The sequence below is a fragment of the Deltaproteobacteria bacterium genome (genome assembly GCA_022340465.1).
GTDB lineage: Bacteria > Desulfobacterota > Desulfobacteria > Desulfobacterales > B30-G6 > JAJDNW01.
Genome location: JAJDNW010000044.1, coordinates 74,222 through 95,196, shown reverse-complemented (window position 1 = coordinate 95,196; position 20,975 = coordinate 74,222). Strand labels below are relative to the sequence as shown.

General features: G+C 57.5%; 18 protein-coding genes. 10 read left to right on the top strand and 8 right to left on the bottom strand.

Annotated features, from left to right (window positions below; translation table 11 throughout):
* The 3 genes from LJE94_07885 to LJE94_07875 form a co-directional block, all read right to left on the bottom strand.
* Positions 1-1,436 (bottom strand): leucyl aminopeptidase (locus tag LJE94_07885; protein MCG6910027.1); only part of this gene is annotated, 1,436 nt, incomplete at its 3' end.
* A gap of 161 nt (positions 1,437-1,597) precedes the next feature.
* Entirely contained in the window at positions 1,598-2,341 is a 744-nt protein-coding gene (locus tag LJE94_07880) for an MBL fold metallo-hydrolase (protein MCG6910026.1), read from the bottom strand.
* A gap of 6 nt (positions 2,342-2,347) precedes the next feature.
* Complete coding sequence (locus LJE94_07875; GenBank protein MCG6910025.1) at positions 2,348-3,103, bottom strand: AAA family ATPase; 756 nt, start codon at positions 3,101-3,103, stop codon at positions 2,348-2,350.
* Positions 3,104-3,392: 289 nt separating this feature from the next.
* On the opposite strand from LJE94_07875, the gene LJE94_07870 reads away from it, so the two are divergent.
* A complete protein-coding gene (locus tag LJE94_07870) occupies positions 3,393-5,369 on the top strand; it encodes a U32 family peptidase (GenBank protein MCG6910024.1) in 1,977 nt (658 codons plus the stop codon).
* Positions 5,370-5,409: 40 nt separating this feature from the next.
* Here LJE94_07870 and LJE94_07865 read toward each other — a convergent pair whose 3' ends face one another.
* A complete protein-coding gene (locus LJE94_07865) occupies positions 5,410-5,817 on the bottom strand; it encodes a hypothetical protein (GenBank protein MCG6910023.1) in 408 nt (135 codons plus the stop codon).
* Between the two features lie 254 nt (positions 5,818-6,071).
* Between LJE94_07865 and eno the strand changes: the two genes are divergently transcribed.
* Genes eno through LJE94_07850 form a run of 3 tightly spaced genes read left to right on the top strand, consistent with a single transcriptional unit; the run spans position 6,072 to position 9,871 of the window.
* Entirely contained in the window at positions 6,072-7,349 is a 1,278-nt protein-coding gene (gene eno, locus LJE94_07860; GenBank protein ID MCG6910022.1) for a phosphopyruvate hydratase, read from the top strand.
* A gap of 20 nt (positions 7,350-7,369) precedes the next feature.
* The gene (locus tag LJE94_07855) at positions 7,370-8,215 is read left to right on the top strand and encodes a hypothetical protein (protein ID MCG6910021.1); all 846 of its coding nucleotides are present in this window, start codon (positions 7,370-7,372) and stop codon (positions 8,213-8,215) included.
* A 12-nt stretch (positions 8,216-8,227) separates the two neighbouring features.
* Positions 8,228-9,871 carry a CTP synthase gene (locus LJE94_07850; protein MCG6910020.1) on the top strand — a complete coding sequence of 548 codons (1,644 nt, stop codon included), beginning with the start codon at positions 8,228-8,230 and terminating at the stop codon, positions 9,869-9,871.
* 63 nt (positions 9,872-9,934) lie between these two features.
* Here the strand turns inward: LJE94_07850 and LJE94_07845 are convergent, their stop codons facing one another.
* Together LJE94_07845 and LJE94_07840 are read right to left on the bottom strand one after the other, a co-directional pair.
* Positions 9,935-11,116: an SO_0444 family Cu/Zn efflux transporter gene (locus LJE94_07845; GenBank protein ID MCG6910019.1), complete on the bottom strand. Its 1,182-nt coding sequence runs from the start codon at positions 11,114-11,116 to the stop codon at positions 9,935-9,937.
* A gap of 118 nt (positions 11,117-11,234) precedes the next feature.
* Positions 11,235-11,615 (bottom strand): metalloregulator ArsR/SmtB family transcription factor, encoded by a 381-nt coding sequence (locus LJE94_07840; protein MCG6910018.1) that lies wholly within the window; start codon positions 11,613-11,615, stop codon positions 11,235-11,237.
* A 332-nt stretch (positions 11,616-11,947) separates the two neighbouring features.
* Here LJE94_07840 and LJE94_07835 point away from each other — a divergent pair, with 332 nt between their 5' ends.
* The 4 genes from LJE94_07835 to LJE94_07820 all read left to right on the top strand — a co-directional run bounded on the left by LJE94_07835 (position 11,948) and on the right by LJE94_07820 (position 16,843).
* Positions 11,948-14,806 carry a GAF domain-containing protein gene (locus LJE94_07835; GenBank protein ID MCG6910017.1) on the top strand — a complete coding sequence of 953 codons (2,859 nt, stop codon included), beginning with the start codon at positions 11,948-11,950 and terminating at the stop codon, positions 14,804-14,806.
* Positions 14,807-15,007: 201 nt separating this feature from the next.
* The gene (locus LJE94_07830; protein MCG6910016.1) at positions 15,008-15,388 is read left to right on the top strand and encodes a hypothetical protein; all 381 of its coding nucleotides are present in this window, start codon (positions 15,008-15,010) and stop codon (positions 15,386-15,388) included.
* Between the two features lie 230 nt (positions 15,389-15,618).
* The gene (locus LJE94_07825) at positions 15,619-16,320 is read left to right on the top strand and encodes a DUF3820 family protein (GenBank protein ID MCG6910015.1); all 702 of its coding nucleotides are present in this window, start codon (positions 15,619-15,621) and stop codon (positions 16,318-16,320) included.
* 184 nt (positions 16,321-16,504) lie between these two features.
* Entirely contained in the window at positions 16,505-16,843 is a 339-nt protein-coding gene (locus LJE94_07820; protein MCG6910014.1) for a hypothetical protein, read from the top strand.
* Positions 16,844-16,862: 19 nt separating this feature from the next.
* On the opposite strand, the gene LJE94_07815 is transcribed toward LJE94_07820, so the two are convergent.
* Together LJE94_07815 and LJE94_07810 are read right to left on the bottom strand one after the other, a co-directional pair.
* A complete protein-coding gene (locus LJE94_07815) occupies positions 16,863-17,045 on the bottom strand; it encodes a hypothetical protein (GenBank protein ID MCG6910013.1) in 183 nt (60 codons plus the stop codon).
* 325 nt (positions 17,046-17,370) lie between these two features.
* The gene (locus LJE94_07810; GenBank protein MCG6910012.1) at positions 17,371-17,889 is read right to left on the bottom strand and encodes a PaaI family thioesterase; all 519 of its coding nucleotides are present in this window, start codon (positions 17,887-17,889) and stop codon (positions 17,371-17,373) included.
* A gap of 295 nt (positions 17,890-18,184) precedes the next feature.
* On the opposite strand from LJE94_07810, the gene LJE94_07805 reads away from it, so the two are divergent.
* A complete protein-coding gene (locus tag LJE94_07805; GenBank protein ID MCG6910011.1) occupies positions 18,185-18,553 on the top strand; it encodes a hypothetical protein in 369 nt (122 codons plus the stop codon).
* 528 nt (positions 18,554-19,081) lie between these two features.
* The gene (locus LJE94_07800) at positions 19,082-19,972 is read left to right on the top strand and encodes a PAS domain S-box protein (protein MCG6910010.1); all 891 of its coding nucleotides are present in this window, start codon (positions 19,082-19,084) and stop codon (positions 19,970-19,972) included.
* Positions 19,973-20,975 lie beyond the last annotated feature (1,003 nt).

Genomic DNA, 20,975 nt, shown 5'->3' with positions numbered 1-20,975 from the left:
CGCACGCCGAAGCCGGTGCCGCCGGCCTCGCAGGTGGGCATACCCTTTTTGATGTGGGCCGGACCGGCGATGTCGATGTGGGCCCACCTGGCTTGGCCGGCGAATTCGGAAAGGAAGAGGGCGGCCGTGATCGCGCCGCCGTAGCGCGAACTGCTCATGTTGTTCAGGTCGGCAATGTCGCTTTTCAACAAATCCTTGTAGTCCTCGGGCAGCGGCAGGCGCCAGGTTCTTTCATGGGTCTTCCGGCCGGCGGCGACGATCGCCTCCGCCAGTTCGTCGTCATGGGAAAAGACACCGGCAACCTTTTCCCCCAGCGCGACCATGCAGGCCCCTGTCAGCGTGGCGATATCGACCATGACATCCGGTTTGAATCTTTTCAGGGCGTGCGTCATGGCGTCGATGAGGATCAGACGGCCTTCGGCGTCGGTGTTGCCGATCTCGACGGTTTTGCCGGCATAGCTTGTGACGATGTCGCCGGGGCGGGTGGCAGAGCCCGACGGCATGTTTTCCACGATCGGGATAACGCCGGCGATCTTGACCCGTGGCTTCAGCCTGGCGACGGCGAGCATGGTGGCCGCCACCGCTGCGGCGCCCGACATGTCGATTTTCATGTCCTCGATGCCTGCGCTGGGTTTCAGGTTGATGCCTCCGGTGTCGAAGGTGACCCCCTTGCCGACCAGGGCGACGGTCTTTTTCGCTCCCTTGGGGGCATAGACTATTTCCACCAGCCGGGGCTTGTCCTCGCTGCCCTGGCCGACGGCTAGAATGGCGCCGTACTTGCCCTGACGGAGCTCCTTTTCCGTGAGCACGCGGGTTTTCAGGTTTGCCTTTTTGGCTTCACGCACCAGCATGCGCGCAAAGGCACCGGGCCTTTTGTCGTTGGAAGGTGTGCTGACCCACTCACGCGCCAGCAGGGTTCCCGCGCAGACCGCCGCCACCTGTGGAACGAGCGCGGCCTGCTTTTTGGCGTTGCCCGGGGTCGTCAGGACGCCCATGCGCTTCAAGGGGATTAGCTTTTTTTCCTGCTTGTACTTGTCGAAGCGGTGGTTTCCCAGGTAGGCCCCTTCGAGAAGCGCTTCGAGCACGGCATCCGTTTCCAGGTTCAGGCTTGAGGCCGACGGTGCCGCTATCATCACGCCGGACAGCTTGCGCTGGATGCACGCTTTAACGGCTCTGCCGGCGAATGTACGCAGTGTGTCGGTGCGGACTTGCGAGCGTTTCCCGAGCCCCATGAAGATGACGCGGTCGGCCTTCACGCCCGGCGGGTTGTGTAAAACGAGCTCCTCGCCCGCCTTGCCGTCAAACTCTTCGAAGGTTGCCGCCTGTTCCGCCAGCACCTGAACCGCACCGCTGTGAATGGTTTCATCTTCGCATAGCGGCACCGCCAGGGTGGCCGTTTTTCTTTTCCGGATGTCGGTGCTTTTTAATTCGATCATAACACTCCTCGATTGGATAGAATTTATTCCAAAATTTAAGACTTGGTTCTCTGGGTCAGGATTCGTTACTAAACCTGTTTAAATTCGAAATACTCGGAAAATATAAGCCACTGCAGCCGCTCTGTCAATTTCGGCGCTCCGACGGTCTTTCAGGATTTAACTCAACCTTGCAAAAGCCGGAGGGCATCACCGTCGAAAGGGCTTACCCTGCCGTGACCCGGCCAAACGGACGCGATACCGGGGGTGGTCCTGATTTTTTCGAGGGAGGCCCTCTGGTCGGGAGGGCTGGATAGAAAGGTGTTGGCCAGAGGGCGGCCGTCGATGACGATAATGAAATCGCCACATATCAGGACACCGCTGGCAACGTGCATGTAGGCGACGTGGTCGGGCCGGTGACCGGGGGTGTGGATGGCAATGAAACCGGGCAGCACGTCATCCCCCTCGTCGAAATAACGCACCCGGTCCCCGGGGAAGCCCTTTTTAAAAGGCGTCCCGTACAAACCGCCGTCGAGGATGTCGCCGAGAGCGGGCAGGTAGCCGGATTCCCGCATGCAGGGAATCAAGACCTCCCTCCAGGCCTTGAAACCCGGCAGGGGGATGACCGCCTTCCCCTCGACCAGCGGTGCGGCGGCCCGGTGGAAATAGATCCGGGCCGATGCGAAGCGGCGTTTGAGCCGAATCCAGCCGGCCACGTGATCCACGTGAAAGTGGGTGCAGACAACGCGTTTCAAGGGGGGCATCCCCTCGAGGACCTCGGCGAGTCCGGCTGCATCCGAGGGCATCCCGCAGTCAACGAGATAGGCGGCGTCCTCCCGTGAATCTTCCAGAATATACTGGTTGCTGGCGCTTCCGCGGTGCTGGAGCAGTGTGCGACCCTTTTCCAGGGTCAGGCGGTGTGCAATCATGGTGCATTAAAACGCATGCATCATCTGCACGACGCTGTCTTTGGCGGTCGATTCCACATCGAAGGGCGACCTGCCGTCAAGATCGGCCTGGATCAAGGCGTCGTCATAGGGCATGAATCCCAGAAATTCGAAGCCGTTCAGATGCTTGCGCAGAAAGGCCTCATCCTGGGGTCCGCGGATCTTGTTGCCGACGACGGCAATGTTTTTCAGGTGGATTTCTTCGGCCAGCTGCTTGATGTGTTCGGCCGTATCGATGCTGCGACGGCCAGGCTCCACGACCACGATGAGCTTGTCGACGCTTTGCGCGGTTCCCCTGCCCAGGTGTTCGATGCCGGCTTCCATGTCCAAGACGACGACTTCATCCCTGGCGATAACCACATGGGCAACCAGGGCTTTGAGCATGGTGCTTTCCGGGCAGATGCAGCCGCCGCCGCCCTTCTTGACCCCGCCGAGGCGCATGAGTTTGATGTTGTTGAGCCTGGCCGAAAGCGCTTCGGGCAGGTCGTCCACTTTGGGATTGAGCGAGAAAAAGCCGCCGATGGTGCCGGGCTGGGCCCCGGTTCTTTCGAAAATCAGGTCCTTCATCTCGGCGATGGGAGTGATCTTGTCTGCGCCTTCGATACCCACGGCGGATGCCAGGTTGGCATCCGGGTCGGCGTCGATGGCCAGCACGCGTTTGCCGTCGGCGTCCAACGACCGGATCAACATGGATGAAAAGGTGGTCTTGCCCACGCCGCCTTTGCCGCTTACTGCAATTTTCATGAGCGTATCCTCGGTTGTAACTGATCGATCCCGGCGCCCGCTTAGGGCATACGGAACGTTATTCTCACAAACACTACATCAGCTAATATAATACAGGATGGCTTCCGGGCAAGGGGAGGATAGAGATTCGAGGATTCCGGGGTCAATGGCCCGAGTGAAAGGACTGAGAAATGAGTGCTGAGGCGGAGGTTGGAAGCATTGAGCAAGAGCGACGGTGTACGGTGCACGCCGTGAAGCGTATACCGAATTTTACTTGCAGGCCGGTTTGGGTGTGATTACAATGGCTGACATGTCCGAAACCAAAAAAACCGAAATTCTGGCGCCGGCCGGCAGCCGGGCCGCTTTTCTGGCGGCCCTGGCAGCCGGTGCGGATGCGGTATACTGCGGCCTGAAGCAGTTCTCCGCCCGCATGGAAGCCAAAAATTTCAGCTTTACCGATTTGGCCGTCCTGACCCGGTTGGCCCACCGGCAGGGCACACGGGTTTATGTGGCTTTCAACACCCTCGTCAGGCCCGACGAACTGGAGGCGGCCGGCCGAATGCTGGCCCAACTGGCCGGGGAGGTCAAGCCCGACGCCCTGATCATCCAGGATCTGGGCCTTATGGGCCTGGCCCGGCAGGCCGGCTATGCGGGCGAACTGTACTTTTCCACCCTGGCCAATGTCACGTTCAAAGGGGCCCTCGACCTCGTGCACAAGAAGCTGGGGATCGACCGGGTCGTCCTGCCGCGGGAACTCAGCGTGGATGAAATCAAAGCCCTGGCCGGCGCCTGCCCGGCCGGCATGGGTCTGGAGACCTTCATCCACGGCGCCCTGTGCTACGGCGTTTCCGGGCGCTGCTACTGGAGCAGCTACCTGGGCGGCAGGAGCAGCCTGAGGGGGCGGTGCGTACAGCCCTGCAGGCGGCGGTATGCCGCAGGCGGTGAAAGCGGGCGCCTTTTTTCCTGCCAGGATTTCAGCCTGGATGTCCTGGTGAAGGTGTTGAAATCGATACCCGAGGTCGTCACCTGGAAAATAGAGGGGCGTAAAAAGGGGCCGCACTATGTGTACTACACGGTTCTGGCCTACAAAATGCTGCGGGACGAGGGCCAAGACCCCGCCGTGAAAAAAGCCGCACTCGAGCTTCTTTCACTCGCACTGGGACGCCCGGGCACCCACTACAACTTTTTGCCCCAACGTCCCCAGGCGCCTGTAAAGGTGGAAGGGCAGACAGGGTCCGGGCTGCTCGTGGGGCGGCTGCAGGGCGGCAGAACCAAACCGTATATCACCGCGCGGGAGGAGCTATTTAAAAACGACGTCCTCAGAATCGGATACGAAGACGACAAATGGCACGCCGTGCGCAAGGTGTCCCGGCACATCCCCAAGAGGGGGCGGCTCTACTTGAAGATCCCCGGCGGGCGGAAGGAAATGAGAGGGACGCCGGTTTTTCTGATCGACCGCAAGGAGGCGGCCCTTGAACGAAAGCTGGCCGGGCTTGAAAAGCAAATGGAAGGGTTGGCGGATGAGAAGCGCCGCCCGGAGCGTTTCAGCCTGAAGCTTCCCCGGCGATACCGGGGGCGCACGGCCGACGTGGAGCTGCACATCCGCCGGCAGCCGGACACGAGGGGTGCCAGGGGGAAGGACCGCACGGGTTTGTGGCTGTCGGACACGTCGCTTTCCAGGGTTTCCAAGGGTACGGCCGGCAGGATCTGGTGGTGTCTGCCGCCGGTGGTGTGGCCCGACACCGAGGCCGAATGCGCGGCGCAGGTGCGGCAGGCCCTGAAAAAAGGCGCCCGCACCTTCCTGCTCAACGCCCCGTGGCAAACGGTATTTTTTCCCTCCCTGAACGGGCTGCATTTGTGGGCGGGCCCTTTTTGCAACATCGCCAACCCCCTGGCCGTGGACGCCTTGAAGCGGATGGGCTTCACCGGTGCCGTGGTCAGCCCCGAAATGGGCGCGGAGGATCTTCTGGCGATGCCCAAGGTCAGCTCGCTGCCCCTGGGAATCGTGCTGGCCGGGACGTGGCCGCTGTGCATTTCACGCACCCTCTCCTCCGGCATCGAGCAGAACCGGCCTTTTTCCAGCCCCAGGGGAGAGCAGGCCTGGGCCGTAAAAAACGGGCATGAATACTGGTTGTTCCCCAACTGGGCCCTGGATCTCTCGGCTAAAAGAGAGCAGCTTTACAACGCCGGCTACCGCTGTTTCGTCGAGCTGGACGAGCCGATCCCCGCCGGCGTGAGAATGAAGCCGCGGGAGGGGCTTTGGAACTGGAAGATCGGATTGAAGTAATAAAAAAGAATCTGAACAAAACATGACCCCGGATCCGCGGTCATGTTTTGTTCAGATTCTTTTTTAGCTGTTTTTCCAGGTCGGCAAACAGATTCTTCTTTTTCTGCGTTTGTTCCTTCTGAATGGCGGCCACCTTTTGGGAGTGTCCCTGGCGGGCGCTCTGGAACGCCTTGAGGGCTTCCTGCAGACGGTCCCCCTGCTCCTCGACGGGGATCTCTTCGAGCTTCAGGTGGTCGCTGATGAAAAGCCGGGGGCCGTAGGCGCTTTCCACCAGTTTGACGGCGTCGTGTTCCTGCAGTTTCCGGCAGATGTAGTGCCCCTGTTCTCTGGAAATCGAAAGCAGGTCGCACACGTCGTCGATGGCGGGCGGCGCCGAATTTTTGTATGCAAGGATCCGCATTGCGGATACGAAAAGGTGGGCTTGATTGTATAGATCCGTCGCTTTCATGGCATCCCTTCCACATGGCAAAAATGGTCAACTTCGGTTGACATAGATTGGGAAGGAGAGTAACATCTCCACCCGATTAGTCAACCCCGTGCTTTGCCGTTTGAAACACGAAAAAAATACCCAACCGATTGGATTCATGCATTAAGGGAATGTATATGTAACCATAATCGTCATGCGGCAACAAGGCATGGCCCTCTTTGCGAAAGGGGACCGACCCGCCCGCCTGCCGGTGGTGATGACCAGGGGAGGTTGTTATGACAGAGATTGTGGATGTCAAGGCGAGGGAAATTCTGGATTCGAGAGGGAATCCCACCGTGGAGGTGGACGTGACCGTGGCGTGCGGTGCCGTCGGGCGTGCGGCCGTCCCGTCGGGCGCTTCCACGGGCAAGCGCGAGGCCCTCGAACTGCGCAACAAAAAGGCCAAACGATATGGGGGCAAGGGCGTTACCTCGGCCGTCAAGAATGCCACGGAAAAAATCGGTCCGGCCGTCAGCGGTATGGACGCCGCCGATCAGGTGGCACTCGACCAGTTGATGATAGGCCTGGACGGTACGGCCAATAAATCCAAGCTCGGCGCCAATGCGATTCTCGGCGTTTCCATGGCTGCCGCCCGGGCTGCCGCCATCGCCTACGGATTGCCGCTTTACCGCTATCTCGGGGGCATCAACGCCAGGGTGCTGCCCATACCCATGATGAATATCGTTAACGGCGGCGCCCATGCGGCCAACAATCTCGACATCCAGGAGTTCATGATCGTTCCCGTGGGAGCCAAGAGCATCGCCCAGGCGGTCCAGATGGGATCCGAGATATTTCACGAACTGAAGAAAATCCTGAAAGCCGACAAGCTGAACACCGCCGTGGGCGACGAGGGCGGCTTTGCGCCTGACCTTTCCTCCAACGAGGAAGCCATTAAGTTTATCATCAACGCCGTCGACGGAGCCGGCTACAAGCCGGGAATCGAGGTGGGGATCGCCCTGGATGCCGCGGCCAGCGAATTCTATCAAAAGGGGAAATATGTGCTGGCCTCCGAAAAGAAGAAGTTGTCGGCCCAGCAGATGATCGATTACTACGAGGAACTGGTGGACAAGTATCCCATCGTGTCCATCGAGGACGGGCTGGCCGAACAGGACTGGAAAGGGTGGGAAGCCATGACGGACCGTCTCGAGGGGATGATCCAGCTGGTTGGAGACGATATTTTCGTAACCAACCCGAAGATCTTCAACAAGGGGATCGAGCTGGGGATTGCCAATTCGATCCTGATCAAGCTCAATCAAATCGGAACGGTCACCGAAACCCTGGATGCCATTGAAATGGCCAGGCAGTCGGGGTACACCACGGTCATCTCCCACCGGTCGGGGGAGACCGAAGACACCTTTATCGCCGACCTGGTGGTGGGGGTGAACGGCGGGCAGATCAAAACCGGTTCCATGTCGCGGAGCGACCGGGTAGCCAAATACAACCAGCTCATCAGGATCGAAGAGGAGCTGGGGGCGGCCGCGCAGTTTGCGGACGACATTTTCATCGCAGGGTGATGTCCAGGGTGGGGGCAGGGTTGCGAACATTTTTCCGGCCGTCATTGGCGGCATTGGGCGTGCTCCTGATGGTGACGACATCTGCAGGGGCTTACATTCTGAGGGGGCCGCATCTTCTGGACCTGATGGTCCAGCATATCGGCCGACCGCACAGCCTGCTGGTAGTTCAGCGCGTGGTTTACCACGACAGCCGTTTGGAGACCGGTGCCGTCGAAGCCCGCGAAACGGTGCGCTATGTATTCCCCGGAACCTTTCGCAGCGACTCCCGCTCCCCAAACGCCGAACGTATTCACGTGAAGACGCCGGGCGACAGCCTTGTTGTCGTCGACGGCCGCATCGGTGTTTCCGATGAATACCCGTTCGATCGTTATCAGGACATTCTGCTGTACCGTTCGCGCCGGCTGCTGGAGGATCACCTGGCCCGTCTCGGCGTGGATATCGATGCGACCGGTTTTGAACGCTTTGAAGATGGTATCGTGCTGGTGCTGGGAACGGAAAAGCCGGATGCGCGTGTGAACCAGGTGTGGTTCGACAAGGAAACCTTCCGGCCGGTCAGGTGGATGATGCCGGGCCACGATGCCGAAGGAAACGAATGCGTGTGCGACATTCGCTACGGCGACTGGCGGCAGGTCAACAGCGCCTGGTATCCGATGCACATACGGTTTTACCAGGACGATCGACTGGTGCGGGAGATCGGGGTCGAGCAGATGAAGGTCGACCCGGAATTTTCCAAAGAACTGTTCGATGTGGCCCGCCTGCGAAACGAATACCGGACAGAGGCGGTGGAGACGGAAAAAGAAAGGGTTTCCGATGAACTGAACGAGGTTCAGGAAACCATCGATGAATTCAGGAAAAAGTTTGAATAACGAGGTGCGTTAATGGGTGACAATACCAAGTATATTTTTGTAACCGGCGGGGTCCTTTCTTCTCTGGGCAAGGGACTGGCGTCGGCCGCGATAGGGGCGTTGCTGGAGAGCCGGGGCCTCACGGTGACGATTCAAAAGCTCGACCCCTATATCAACGTGGACCCGGGAACCATGAACCCCTTCCAGCACGGGGAGGTCTTCGTGACCGACGACGGTGCCGAGACCGACCTGGATCTGGGGCACTACGAACGCTTTACCCATGCGAAGCTGGGGCGCGATAACAATTTTACCACCGGGAAAATTTACGATGCCGTGATTTCCAAGGAGCGCCGGGGCGATTACCTGGGCGGCACGGTGCAGGTGATCCCCCACATCACCGATGAAATCAAGAACAGCATCAAGCTGGCCCGGGACGGCATCGATGTGGTGATCGTCGAAATCGGCGGCACGATCGGCGACATCGAGAGCCTGCCGTTTCTCGAGGCCATCAGGCAGTTCAGGGCCGATGAGGGCAAGGAGAACGTCATCTACATTCACCTCACGCTGGTACCCTATATCGGGACGGCGGGAGAACTCAAAACCAAGCCGACCCAGCACAGCGTCAAGGAGCTTCGGAGCATCGGCATTCAGCCGGATATCATCCTGTGCCGGACGGACCGGTTCCTTTCCGATGACATCAAGGCCAAGATCGCCCTTTTCTGCAACGTCGGCCAGGACGCCGTCATTACGGCCAAGGACGTGGCGTGCATCTACGAAGTCCCGCTGGTGTTCCATCAGGAGGGCCTGGACGACAAGATCGTGGAACTGTTGCGCATCTGGACCCGGGCGCCGCGCCTGGACGACTGGGAGCACTTCGTGGAAAGGTTCCAGACGCCCAAGCACTCGGTCAAGATCGCCATCGTGGGAAAATATGTAGATCTCACCGAATCCTATAAAAGCCTCAACGAGGCCCTGTATCACGGCGGGGTCGCCAATGACTGCCGCTCGCAGTTGCTGTTCGTCGACTCGGAGACCATCGATGCGGACAGTTGCAGCGGGATCCTGAGCGAAGCGGACGGGATTCTGGTGCCCGGGGGGTTCGGTTCGCGGGGGATCGAGGGCAAAATCTGCGCCGCCCGCTATGCCCGAGAGAACAACATTCCCTATTTCGGCATCTGCCTGGGCCTGCACATTGCCGTCATCGAGTTTGCGCGCCACGTCCTCGGGCTGGAGAAGGCCAACAGTGAAGAGTTCGACCGCACCACCCCCCACCCGGTGATCTACCTCATGCACGAGTGGTATGACGAAAAGACGAACACGGTGCAGGTCCGCGACGAAAAATCGGAAAAAGGCGGCACCATGCGCCTGGGGGCCTATTCATGCAGGCTCCATGAAGACACCCTGGCCCACGCGGCTTACAAGACGGACGAGATTTCCGAGCGCCATCGCCACCGCTATGAATTCAACAACAAATACAAGGACGACTGCGTCGCCAACGGCCTGATCGTCAGCGGCGTGTCACCCAGCGGCGAACTGGTCGAGATCATGGAGCTGAAGGACCATCCCTGGTACCTGGGGTGCCAGTTCCACCCCGAGTTCAAGTCCAGGCCCATGGACCCGCAGCCGCTGTTCAGGGATTTTGTCGCGGCCGCGCTGAAAAACAAACTAAACCAATAAGATGCCCCTCGCAGGCGAGGGGCATGGTATTGGTGTGACCGGACCCGGTCAGTTTGAACACCCTCAGGTCGGGCCGGTGCACAGCGGTGGTTCGGCCGCGGACACCCGGTCCCCTTCCTTTTTCTGTGCCGTTGCCGCATGGTGGGCGTGATCATGGGGGTGCCCGTGTCGCCCGTCTTTTGCGAACATCCTTTTTATCCGGGCCGTGAGCGGCTTGACCGAAATCGCCAGCAGCAGCAAAGCGCTCAGGTATTTGGCGGCCGGCGGAATCATTCCGGCCGCCTGGCCCACGGCTGCCCGGGCCGATATCCCCAGCACGGCGTAGATCTGGTCGACCGCCAGGCCGGCGAGAACGGCCAGCACCGCGATGGTCGTCAGGTATATAACCGTGGCCCGTTTGCCGAGTATCCCCAAAAGGACCGCCAGCGAGGTTATGTTGGTGGCCGGGCCGGCGATAAGAAACACGAGGGCGGCCCCCGGGCTGACGCCCTTCAAAATCAGGGCCGCGGCAATGGGCGTAGAGGAGGTTGCGCAGATGTAGAGGGGGATGCCCGCTGCCAGCATGATCAGCATGGAGGGGAGTCCGCCCCCCATGTACCTTCCGATAAGATCGTCGGGTATCGCGTAGGTAATGACGCCGGCCAGGAAAAGGCCGACCGCGAACAGCAGCACCAGGTCTCCCCAGACCTCGTTGACGGCAAACTTCAGGCCGGCTTTGAGCTTTTCGGAGGTGGTGTGATGGTGGCGATGAACCTCCGGGGAACAGTCCTTGCCGTCGCAACACCCGTCGATGGGACAGGAGATGTCCGGCGGCGCCTTTTGGGGGCCCTCTTTTTTGCCGACGAGATTTTCGGCGATGCCCGCCACGGCCGCCGTGACAAATGCCACCACGGGACGGGCGATCGTCAGGATGGGATCGAGAAGCGCATAGCTGATGGCTATGGAGTCCGCACCGGATTCGGGGGTGGCGATGAGAAAGGCGGTGGTGGCCCCGTTGTTGGCCCCCTGTTTTTTGAGGGAAGCGGCAGCCGGCAGAACGCCGCAGGAGCAGAGCGGGATGGGGATGCCCAAAACCGCGGCTTTGAGGACGGGCCCTATCCGGCCGTGCCCGAGATGATGGGCCACCGAACTTGGATCGAGAAAGGTCCGCAACAGCCCGCTGACCAGCAGCCCGAAAAGAATGTACGGAGACGCTTCCAGAAACAACTGCCAGGTTTCATTGAATATGCCGGTGATGATGTTCATGGCGGATAACTTTCTTTCGGTATACGGTTTACGGTTGATCCAGTGCTAGGTGTTACGTTACTTCGTCCTTTGTGACTTTGTGGTTCGATTGCTTTTTCCCTATGCCGCCGACCCCCCGTCATCTGTCCTCGGTTAAATGCTTCATCCCGATGCCGATAAGATCCGACACGTGCCAGTCGTCGAGGGCGTAGTAGAGGGTCTGACCGTCGCGCCGGTTCTTGACCAGGGCCAGGTCCTTAAGGCGCCTCAACTGGTGGGAGACGGCCGATTCGCTGAGGCCCACAAAGGCCGCCAGGTCGCAGACACACATTTCACCGCCGTCCAGGGCCATGACGATCCTGAGCCGGGTCGGGTCGCCCAGGACCTTATAGGTCCGGGCCAGCCGCTCCAGCAAGCGGTCGGGGGCAGCCTCTTTTCTCGCACGCATGACCCGATCGATGTGCACCGTGCGCACGTCGCAGTAGGGTCCCCCACACGTTTCCGGCGCTGCTTTGGGCATGGTTCCTCCAAAAAATTTAATATATGAACATATATTCAAATATAGACAGCGAAGGGCTGTTGTCAATGTGTTTTTTCAGGGGTTCAGGGGGCGGTAAACCGTCAGACGCATACGGTGTTAGGTGTTAAGTGATTACGTGTTAAGTAGTGACTGGTGAAATGTGAAACTTATGGCGCAAGGCCCAAGGCATAGGGCGCAAGGCAATTTCAAAGCATCATGCGTTGAGCGGTCTGCCCCTTGGCCCCTGGTCTCCACCCCCCGCCCTCCGGTGCTTGACACAATCCTAAGATTTTGAAACAATTAACCGATACTAACCAATAAGGACCCGTTGCATGCCGTCAGAAGAGTGCAAACAGCCCCCGTTGAGGCGGTTGGGAGAATACCTCAAGGCAACCCCGGAAAAGATCGAGCGGATCCTCCGGCAACAGAGCCTGTTGCGGCAGAAGGGGGAGAAGAAACTGCTTGGCGAACTCATGGTGGCCGGTGGTGTGATTACCAGCGCCAAACTGCAGGCGGCCCTGCGCCGGCAGCGCAGGGACCGGCTGCTCCCCTGCAAGGTGTTCGAGGGACTGACGTCGGACGCCCTGGACATCATCTGCGACTACGCGACCGAGACCAGCATCGATGCCGGCGAGGATTTTATCGTTCAGGACGATCCGGGCGACTGTTTTTATATCCTCGTGGAGGGTGAACTGCTGGTATATCGCGTCGGGGAGTACGAAGACAAAGTCGATCTGATGATCATCCATCCCGTCGAGAGCATCGGTGAGATGGGATATTTCGGGGACGGCCGGCGCCTGGCATCGGTCAAGGCGGTGACCGGGGCGCGCCTGTTGAAAATACACTATGACGACTTGCGCGAAATCTTCGCCGCAGTGCCATCCCTGGCCATCAACTTTCTCGATTTGATTACCGAACGCCTGCGCCAAACGACCACCCGTTTCGAAAAATCGGTCATAGAGCAGCGCAAGACGGAATATTCTTTGGACAGCATCTATGAGATGCTGGACATGACGGAGATCTTGAGCCTCAGAACGGGGATAGAAAGCCAGATTAAACGGATCGTGGCCACTGCCAGCAAGGTCATGGACGCCGAAAGGGCATCCCTTTTTCTGAAGGACAACTTCAGCGGGGAGCTGTGGTCGATGGTGGCGGAGGGCCTCGAGAGCCGTGAAATCAGGATCCCGGTGGGGAAGGGGGTGGCCGGCTGGGTCGCGCAAAACGATACGACGGTCAATATCGGCGACGCCTACAGCGACCCCCGCTTCGACAATTCGACGGACCGCGAGATGGGATACAAGACCCGCAACATCCTGTGCGGGCCCTTGAAAAACCTCCAGGGTGAACTCGTGGGCGTTATTCAGGTGATCAACAAGCAGGGCGGGGCCTTCGACGCCAAGGACGAAGCCCTTTTCAAGGCCTTTGCCTACCAGACGGCCATCGCCGTCGAAAACCTGGAGCTTTATCGCAAGCTGCTGGCGGATCACGAGAAGATTGCCATCTTGTTCGATGTGTCCACCTCAGTGGCCCGGACCCTGGACCTGGACAAACTCTTTGTCAAGATCGTCAACAAAATCAGCAAAGCACTGGCGGCGGAGCGCAGCTCGCTCTTCCTTATCGACCGCAAAACCGACGAGCTGTGGTCCAAGGTGGCCCAGCCGTCGGAGTTGACCGAGATACGTTTTCCCCTCAGCGACGGCTTTGCCGGGTATGTCGCCGGGACCGGCGAGGTCTTGAACATTCGGGATGCCTATGGCGACGAGCGCTTTCTACCCATCGTGGATCAGCGCACCGGCTTCAGGACCAGGAGCGTTTTGTGTGCGCCGATCATCAACCGCAAAGGCGACATCATCGGCGTGACCGAGGCCATCAACAAAAAGGAGGGGCTGTTCGACCGCGAAGACGAGAGCCTGATCAAGGCGCTGGCGTCACAAATTGCCGTAGCCCTGGAAAATGCCCAGCTCTACGAAGGCACCGTGGACATGAAAAACTACCTGGCCAGTGTTCAGGACAGCATCACCAACGGCATCGTCACCCTGGACGATTCCGGCCGGGTGGTGACGCTCAACAAGGCGGCGGCGGCTTTCTTCGGATTCGACCCGGACGCCTTGGCTGAAAAGCGGTTTGTGGACATCCTGGGCCCGGAGAACGGCGACCTGGCGGCTTCCATCCAACGGGTCTATGCCACGAATGCGGCCTTGGTGGAGTATGATGTCGTGCTGAAACTGCCCTGGGACAAGGAGCACATCGTGAATATCAACGTGGTGCCCCTGGTCGGCCACAACGACGAGCGTCAGGGGCTCGTGCTGGCCTTCGAGGACATTACCAGGGGTAAGCGCATGAAAATGGCACTGGTGCGCTACATGACCAAGGACATCGTCGAGCAGATCCTCGAGGACCCGGCGCGCCAGGCCCTCGGCGGGGCGCACAACAAGGCCACGGTCATCTTTTCCGATATCCGCGGATACACGGGCATTACGGAGAACCTGACCGCGGAGCAGACGGTTTCCTTTTTGAACGAGTATTTCAGCCTCATGGTCGACATCATTTTCAAGAACGGGGGCGTGCTGGACAAATACATCGGCGATGCCATCATGTCGGTTTTCGGCGTGCCCTATGTCAAGCCGGATGACGCGGTCAGGGCTGTCACCACGGCCATCGAAATGCGGGAGCGCCTGCACGCGTTCAACCGCGAAAGAGAGCAGCGGGGGGAAAACCCCATTCGCATCGGTATCGGCATCTGCACCGGCGACGTGGTTTCCGGCAACATCGGCTCGGAAAGACGGATGGACTTCACGGTGATCGGCGACGGCGTAAACGTGGCCTCGCGCATCGAGAGCCTGACCAAGTACTATGGTGCGGACATCCTGGTGGCCGGATCGACCCTGGATGAATTGGACGGCCGCTTTTGCACCCGCCTGATCGACCAGGTGAGGGCCAAGGGCCGGCAGAAGCCGGTGCGCATTTACGAGGTGCTCGGCGGAGGCGATGTGACGTTTTCGGAAGCGCAGCGCCTGTTTTGCGATGGATTCGCCCTTTACCGGGGAATGGACTTTGAGGCGGCCGCCGGCTGCTTTGAGAAGGGGATGGACAGCGATCCCGTGAGCCGGGTTTTCCTGGATCGCTGCCGCCACTTCATGCGTTTCCCGCCCGGCCGGGATTGGGACGGGGTGTGGGTGTCGGGCGAGTAGCGGGGGGCCAGAGGTCGGAGGTCAGGAATCTGCAAGAGATCAGAAGCGGAGATCGGATGGCCGGGGTAGACGTCTCACGATTTACAGTGTCCGTTTTACGATTCTCGACTTAACACGTAATCACCTATCACTTAACACGGGATCACTTGAACCCTTGGTCCCTGGTTCCGTAAACCGTATACCAGAAAAAGGCAGCACCCTATGCCGATAGCCGTAGAAAAGGACAACGCCCGTCAGCTGACGGTTTTCACCGTCGAGGGAGAGTTGGATTTTGAAGACCTGCTGGCCTACATGAAGTCCTACAGTGATGAATTCGCTCTCGACAGGAACTGTGTCTGGGATTTCCGTCCGGCAACCGGGGGGGAGGTCATTACCGACGAGCAGCTGGGGTATTTTGCGGCGATGATAACGCAGTATGCCTATAAAACGCCGGTTATGAAAATGGGCTTCGTTATCGAAGGCGACCTCGGCTTCGGGTTGGCGAGAATGCTGTCCACCTTCGAAGAGCTGTATGACGTGGCCCTGGATGCCAAGGTGTTTCTCTCGATGGAGGATGCCGACGGTTGGATGCAGTTGGATTGAGCGGGGGTAATAAAAAATCCAAGCACCAAATCCGAAATCCTGAACAATATCAAATGCCATAAATTCAAAAGGCCCAAACATAGAGGTAAGCTGTCGGTGGTCGAGTTGCCGTTTTGGTCATTAGGTCATTTGACATTTGAATTGGTTTGAAGTTTGGGTATTGGAATTTAGAGTTTATATCTGTCGGCGGTATACAGATAACACCCTGTCTATTCTCTGACATGTTGTTTATGCATGCCTGGGGTAAAGCCATGTACATATTTCTAGACACGGAGACGACGGGAACGGGGGCGGACGACCGGCTCTGCCAGATAGCCTTCAAAACCGAGCAGGGGGAGGTGGTGGACGAACTCTTCAACCCCGGGCGGCCTATTTCGATAGAGGCGATGGCCGTGCACCACATCACCAACGAGATGGTGGCCGACAAACCGCCTTTCAAGGGCAGCCCCGCTTATGACCGGCTGAAGCAGCTGCTGAACCACGACCAAGGCATCCTGGTGGCGCACAACGCCCAGTTCGACGTGGAGATGTTGCAAAAAGAGGGCCTTAAGGCCGAGCGGGTCATTTGCACCTACAAGCTGGCCCGGCATCTGGACCCCCAGGGAAGCATTCCGCAGTACAGCCTCCAATATCTGCGCTACTTCCTGAAACTGGAGATCGACGCGGTCCCCCATTCCGCGCTGGGGGATATCCTGGTGTTGGAAGGCCTTTTCCAACGCATACGGGCGCGGTTCGAACAGGACGGTGAGAAGGACCCCGCCGTTCGAATGCAGGCGCTCAGCAGTGCACCGGTTCTGGTCGCGCGCATGCCCTTCGGAAAACACAAGGGGCAGATGATGGAGGAGATCCCGGAAGACTACCTGCGCTGGCTGCTGTCCACGGACATCGATGAGGATCTGGCCTACACGGCGCGGCACTATCTAACAAACTAGGATTCATAATTCATAGTTCATAGTTCATAGTTCATAATTCGCAATTCACAATTATTGTTGTTTAAATCCCCGCAGGAGAAATCTATATTTTCCTTTGTGTCCTTAGTGCCTTTGTGGTTAAGTTGTCCTTGCTTCAGGCGTCAAACAACGACAGGCGACATGCCGGTGCGGAAAGGCAGTGATTATGGAACGAAGGCAACAACCCAGGGAAAGCGTTCGGTGTCAGGTGTACTATATCTGCGTCAGTGCGGACGGACGCGAGTCCGCCCAGGACATCGGCATGGCCCGGGACATCAGCCCGGAAGGCATGCTGCTGGAAACCACGGCGCCGATCAACACGTCGGAGATCAGGCTCATCGCCGCCGCGCCCGACAAAGAGCGGGTCGAGACGAACGGCACCATCATCTATTCCATGCCGGCGGGGGAGAATCGCTTCAACACCGGTATATTCTTTGGCAGCGGCGCGAAAGACGCCGCCCATTTCGTCGAGCAGATCCTGCTGGCATCTCAAAAAAGCGGGTGATCACCTGACCCCTGGGACCCTAGTGTGGTTTAACAAATGTGAACGGCAGCTCCGGCTGCCAGTAGAGTCGGAAGGCGCGGCATTTTTTGCGCCACCGGCATCGCTGGCACACGGCGATGTGTTTTTTGCTCCGCCCCTTGTTTCTGTGGCAGACGATGTAGGGGTCGGCGTGGTGTATTTTTTCGATGGTAAGTTCCGGCATTTTTCCTGTAGAGTTTCTATCCCTTCCGGTCGTGAATCTGTCGTTTCCAGTCAACAGGCCGTGCGTCCCGCACATTAGGCGGGATTGCCGTCAATATCAAGCATTATAATCATGGCTTTTCAGAGGACGCGTACTTATGCATCCATCTCCGCCACCAAAGCCGTTTTCGAATGGTTGCCGTAAGGATCCAAGGGGTAAAGTGATCCCGCATTAGGTCTGAAGTGATTCCCCCTTTATCATGTTGTTCATGTGATGTGACCCGCAGGGTAAAATTATTCTCTGTGCCCTCCGTGTCTCTGTGGTGACATCGTTCTTGCTTTAAGCTTCAGACCTCTCGCTTGCTTCGCATGAGAGGGGCGAAAAAGGTGGCTTCGAACTCGTCACCCATCAGGCCGATTCTCTTGGCCAAGGGGAGTGAGAGCATCGTAAACACCCCTTTTGCGTCGGCGCAGGTCTCGTTGCCGGCGTTGGCGATGGTTGCCCGGATGACCGCTTCCCGCTTGCCGATGCGCTTCTCAACCCACCCTTCGGCGTGCAGGGTTTCGCCCACGACGGCGGCCTTGTCGAAATTGACGGTCATGGTCTTTGTGAGGGTGAGCTGCTCCAAAAGGTAGATGCCGGCCCAGCCCATGGTTTCGTCCAGAATGGTGGCCAAAATCCCGCCGTGCACGATGCGGTGCCAGCTGCCCATGTGCTCCGGGACGGCTATATGCGAGTACACGCGCTCCTCGTCGGTAAAAAAAGTCATCTGCAGTCCGGCGGCGTTGGCCGGGCTGCAGGCGAAGCAGTTGTGGGTGTCGGTGTTGGGCAGTTTTTTTAGATTCGCAAATGGTGTTTCCGTCATTCAGGCTCGTTTCCTTTCGTTATTATTACCTAAATTTGAAACGCTCGACTCAGGTGTTCGTGTGGCCATGAAACCTGCCGACAGCCGTCGTTCCTGCGAAGGCAGGAACCCAGAAAAATCTGGACGCCCCCGGCCGACTACCTTCCGGGGCAATCGTATCGAGTCCGGGGCGACCATAGCATGGAAACGGGGGCTGGACAATCCGAACCGCACGACAGGGTGGATCATCGGCACAAAATTTGATATCCTGTAATTTAAAACGCTCAACCTAGGTTGGAGAAAGGAGTGATACCCCATGAAAATGATTCTTTATGCCTTCAGTCTGCTATTCATCGTCTCCGGCGTCTGCATGATCCTTTACACCGAATCCTTCAGGAACCTGTTCCGGCAGTTGCTGCAGCTGGGGCTCAGGGCCCTGGCGGTGATCGCCTGCATCGCCGGGCTTTTGTTCCTGCTGGCGGCCTCGGCCAGCCACTATCCCTGGTTTTTGAGGGCCGTCGGCCTCCTGTCCCTCGCCGAGGCGGTGCTGCTGTTCGTGAACCCTAAGGACATCATGGGAAAGATCTATGCATGGTTCCTGGAAGGGGCTTCCGATCAGACGTACAGGGCCAGCGGCATCATCACCGTGATTTTCGGCACGGCCTTGATCTCCTGGATCGCTTAGGCAGATTGCGAATTAAGGAATTACAGTTTTAAGTGTTAAGTGATTAGGAGTTAAGGGGCTTTTGGTAGACGGCTAATCGCTGTTCGTATTCATTCACCGAAGGTGATCATATTTTTTGTCTGCGGCTGTCTGCGTTTGTCCGCGGTGGAAAAAGTATTATCCTTTGTGTTCTCAGTGCCTTTGTGGTCAATTGCTTTTGCCTCATGCTTCTTACTCCCTATTGCCTACTCCACGCTTCAGGCATCCGACCTCTGACCTCCGACCGCTGAGATCTTACTCTTGATCCCTTAAAACGAGTAGGCAAAAAATAGATAAAAATCCAATGTTGTGGCAATGGGCGTACTGTGTGTAAAAATAGGTATTACTAATAGCGGTGTATTTCAGGGTGGGTTTCAAGAAGAACCAGCGACATATCAAGGGGGTTATCAGAAAACAAGGCTTTTTTCGACGGCAAAACGATATAAACGGGTATTCCCCGGATAGCGCAAGGGAACCGCATTGACACGAGGATAGAAAAAAGGAGATCGGTTGGACGAAGGCGCCAGGGATCTGGAGATCATTTTCAACGAGTCCATGGACATGGTCGGGGTGGCCAACCCGCAAGGGTATTTCACCCGGGTCAACCCCTCCTTCGAGCGCATTCTCGGCTACACGGAAGAAGAATTCCTGGCCAAGCCTTTTCTTGAATTTGTCTATGAAAAGGACGTTGCCAAAACAAAAAGAGCCCTGGAAGATGCGGCCGCGGGTAAGCGCTATGTTTACATCATCAACCGCTACGTGTGTAAGGATGGAACGCTGCGATGGATCGAATGGCATGTCATGGCAACGGATGTCGAGGGCAAGTTCGTTGCCGTCGGCCGAGACATAACCGAACGCCTGGACACGCAAAGGAAGATCAAGTCCTATTCCGATGATTTAGAAAGCATGGTGGCGGAGCGTACCAGAGAGCTGGAAAGCCGGCGGCGCAAGTTGAAAGATCTCAATACGGCCTTGAATATTTTGTTGAAGAAGGGTGAGGATGAAAAAACAACACACCAGGAACGGCTGCTATCCAACATCAACCGCTTCGTGGATCCCTATTTGAAAAAGCTGGCCAGCTCGGATCTGAATCCCGCACAGACGGCGATGCTGGAAATCGCCGTGTCGAATCTGCACGAAATCCTGCAACCGGGCATCCTGCGTCTCTCCTCGGTATACCTCGACCTGTCGCCCGCCGAACTGAGAGTGGCGGAATTGATTAGAGGCGGTAAGAAAACCAAAGAAATAGCGGCCATCCTGAATCTTTCCCCCAAGACCATCGAGGTCCACAGGGACAATATCAGAGAGAAACTGCATATTAAAAACACGAAACTCAACCTGCAGTCTTACCTGAAATCCTTGGAGCACACGGTCAATAAAGAGCGTGGTCAAAAAAATTAGACATTTGAAATAATTTAATATTTTGATATTCGATAGTATTATGCTGGCTTTTACGGATTAGGGAATTGAGGAATTGAGGGACGTTCATAAATACATAAATAACTCAAATATCGACATCAGATAAATGAACAAACTGCCCTGGGCAAAAGCCTCCGGAAGGACATACGATCCGTTAATAAACCCTAAGGTTGCATAAATAGCACGGCAGAGAATAGATAATGTTTTGTGATGATATCCAAATTCATAAGTACATTGCAAATTTCTGGATAGAACCACCGGTGCATTCCAAGGATATTGTCTGTTTTGCCATGTCGTTTAGCCTTAAGGCTTCGCTTTCCGCTACGCCCGACAAGCCGGGAGCGCCTGAGAACTTCAGGCTCTACGAGCAGCGCCTGCGGCGCCTTTATTGCTGAGGGTTTGACGTAACGAACTACGACGTCACCATCAGACGCCTTGACTCTGAAGCCCTCAGCCTTTTGAAACGTTGGGGTTTACGGAACCAAGGGACAAGGATTCGAGGGGTCGGGGGGAAAACCATAGAGGTCGGAGGTCAGAGGTCGGAGGTCAGAAGTCAGAGATCGGAGAGCAGAAATAAGTGGTCAAGTGATAGAAAATTAAGGCATTAAGGGATTGTGGATTGCGAATGGGGGGATTGCGGTGATTGCTTTTGCTCAATGCTTCCTACGCCCGCCTCGTCACTCAGCCCTGTCGCTTCATTCGGCCAGCCCCCGATAGGTGCCGGCTTCCTTGAGCGTTTCGATCATCTGCTGCAGGGTCACCTTTTCCGGGTCGTAGGCCACGGTGTCGATCTCCTTGGCATCCCTGAAACCCGTGGTGACCCTGATAACGCCGTCGAGCCCTTCCAGGGCTGCTTTGCCGACGCTGTATCAGTGAACGTAAAAGGTTGCCTGGGCGGCGTTTTCCGCCTGCGCCGCCGACATGGCCTGCAGAGCCGTTACGATCGCCAGCAGCGCGAGCAAACCAATGATTCCAATTCGCTGCA

Bases quoted from the DNA above. Each gene is read 5' to 3' on its own strand.
- LJE94_07820 (MCG6910014.1), top strand. From the start codon at position 16,505: ATGGAACGAAGGCAACAACCCAGGGAAAGCGTTCGGTGTCAGGTGTAC.
- LJE94_07815 (MCG6910013.1), bottom strand. From the start codon at position 17,045: ATGCCGGAACTTACCATCGAAAAAATACACCACGCCGACCCCTACATC.
- LJE94_07850 (MCG6910020.1), top strand. From the start codon at position 8,228: ATGGGTGACAATACCAAGTATATTTTTGTAACCGGCGGGGTCCTTTCT.
- eno (MCG6910022.1), top strand. From the start codon at position 6,072: ATGACAGAGATTGTGGATGTCAAGGCGAGGGAAATTCTGGATTCGAGA.
- LJE94_07880 (MCG6910026.1), bottom strand. From the start codon at position 2,341: ATGATTGCACACCGCCTGACCCTGGAAAAGGGTCGCACACTGCTCCAG.
- LJE94_07845 (MCG6910019.1), bottom strand. From the start codon at position 11,116: ATGAACATCATCACCGGCATATTCAATGAAACCTGGCAGTTGTTTCTG.
- LJE94_07865 (MCG6910023.1), bottom strand. From the start codon at position 5,817: ATGAAAGCGACGGATCTATACAATCAAGCCCACCTTTTCGTATCCGCA.
- LJE94_07810 (MCG6910012.1), bottom strand. From the start codon at position 17,889: ATGACGGAAACACCATTTGCGAATCTAAAAAAACTGCCCAACACCGAC.
- LJE94_07840 (MCG6910018.1), bottom strand. From the start codon at position 11,615: ATGCCCAAAGCAGCGCCGGAAACGTGTGGGGGACCCTACTGCGACGTG.
- LJE94_07835 (MCG6910017.1), top strand. From the start codon at position 11,948: ATGCCGTCAGAAGAGTGCAAACAGCCCCCGTTGAGGCGGTTGGGAGAA.
- LJE94_07805 (MCG6910011.1), top strand. From the start codon at position 18,185: ATGAAAATGATTCTTTATGCCTTCAGTCTGCTATTCATCGTCTCCGGC.
- LJE94_07870 (MCG6910024.1), top strand. From the start codon at position 3,393: ATGTCCGAAACCAAAAAAACCGAAATTCTGGCGCCGGCCGGCAGCCGG.
- LJE94_07830 (MCG6910016.1), top strand. From the start codon at position 15,008: ATGCCGATAGCCGTAGAAAAGGACAACGCCCGTCAGCTGACGGTTTTC.
- LJE94_07875 (MCG6910025.1), bottom strand. From the start codon at position 3,103: ATGAAAATTGCAGTAAGCGGCAAAGGCGGCGTGGGCAAGACCACCTTT.
- LJE94_07825 (MCG6910015.1), top strand. From the start codon at position 15,619: ATGCATGCCTGGGGTAAAGCCATGTACATATTTCTAGACACGGAGACG.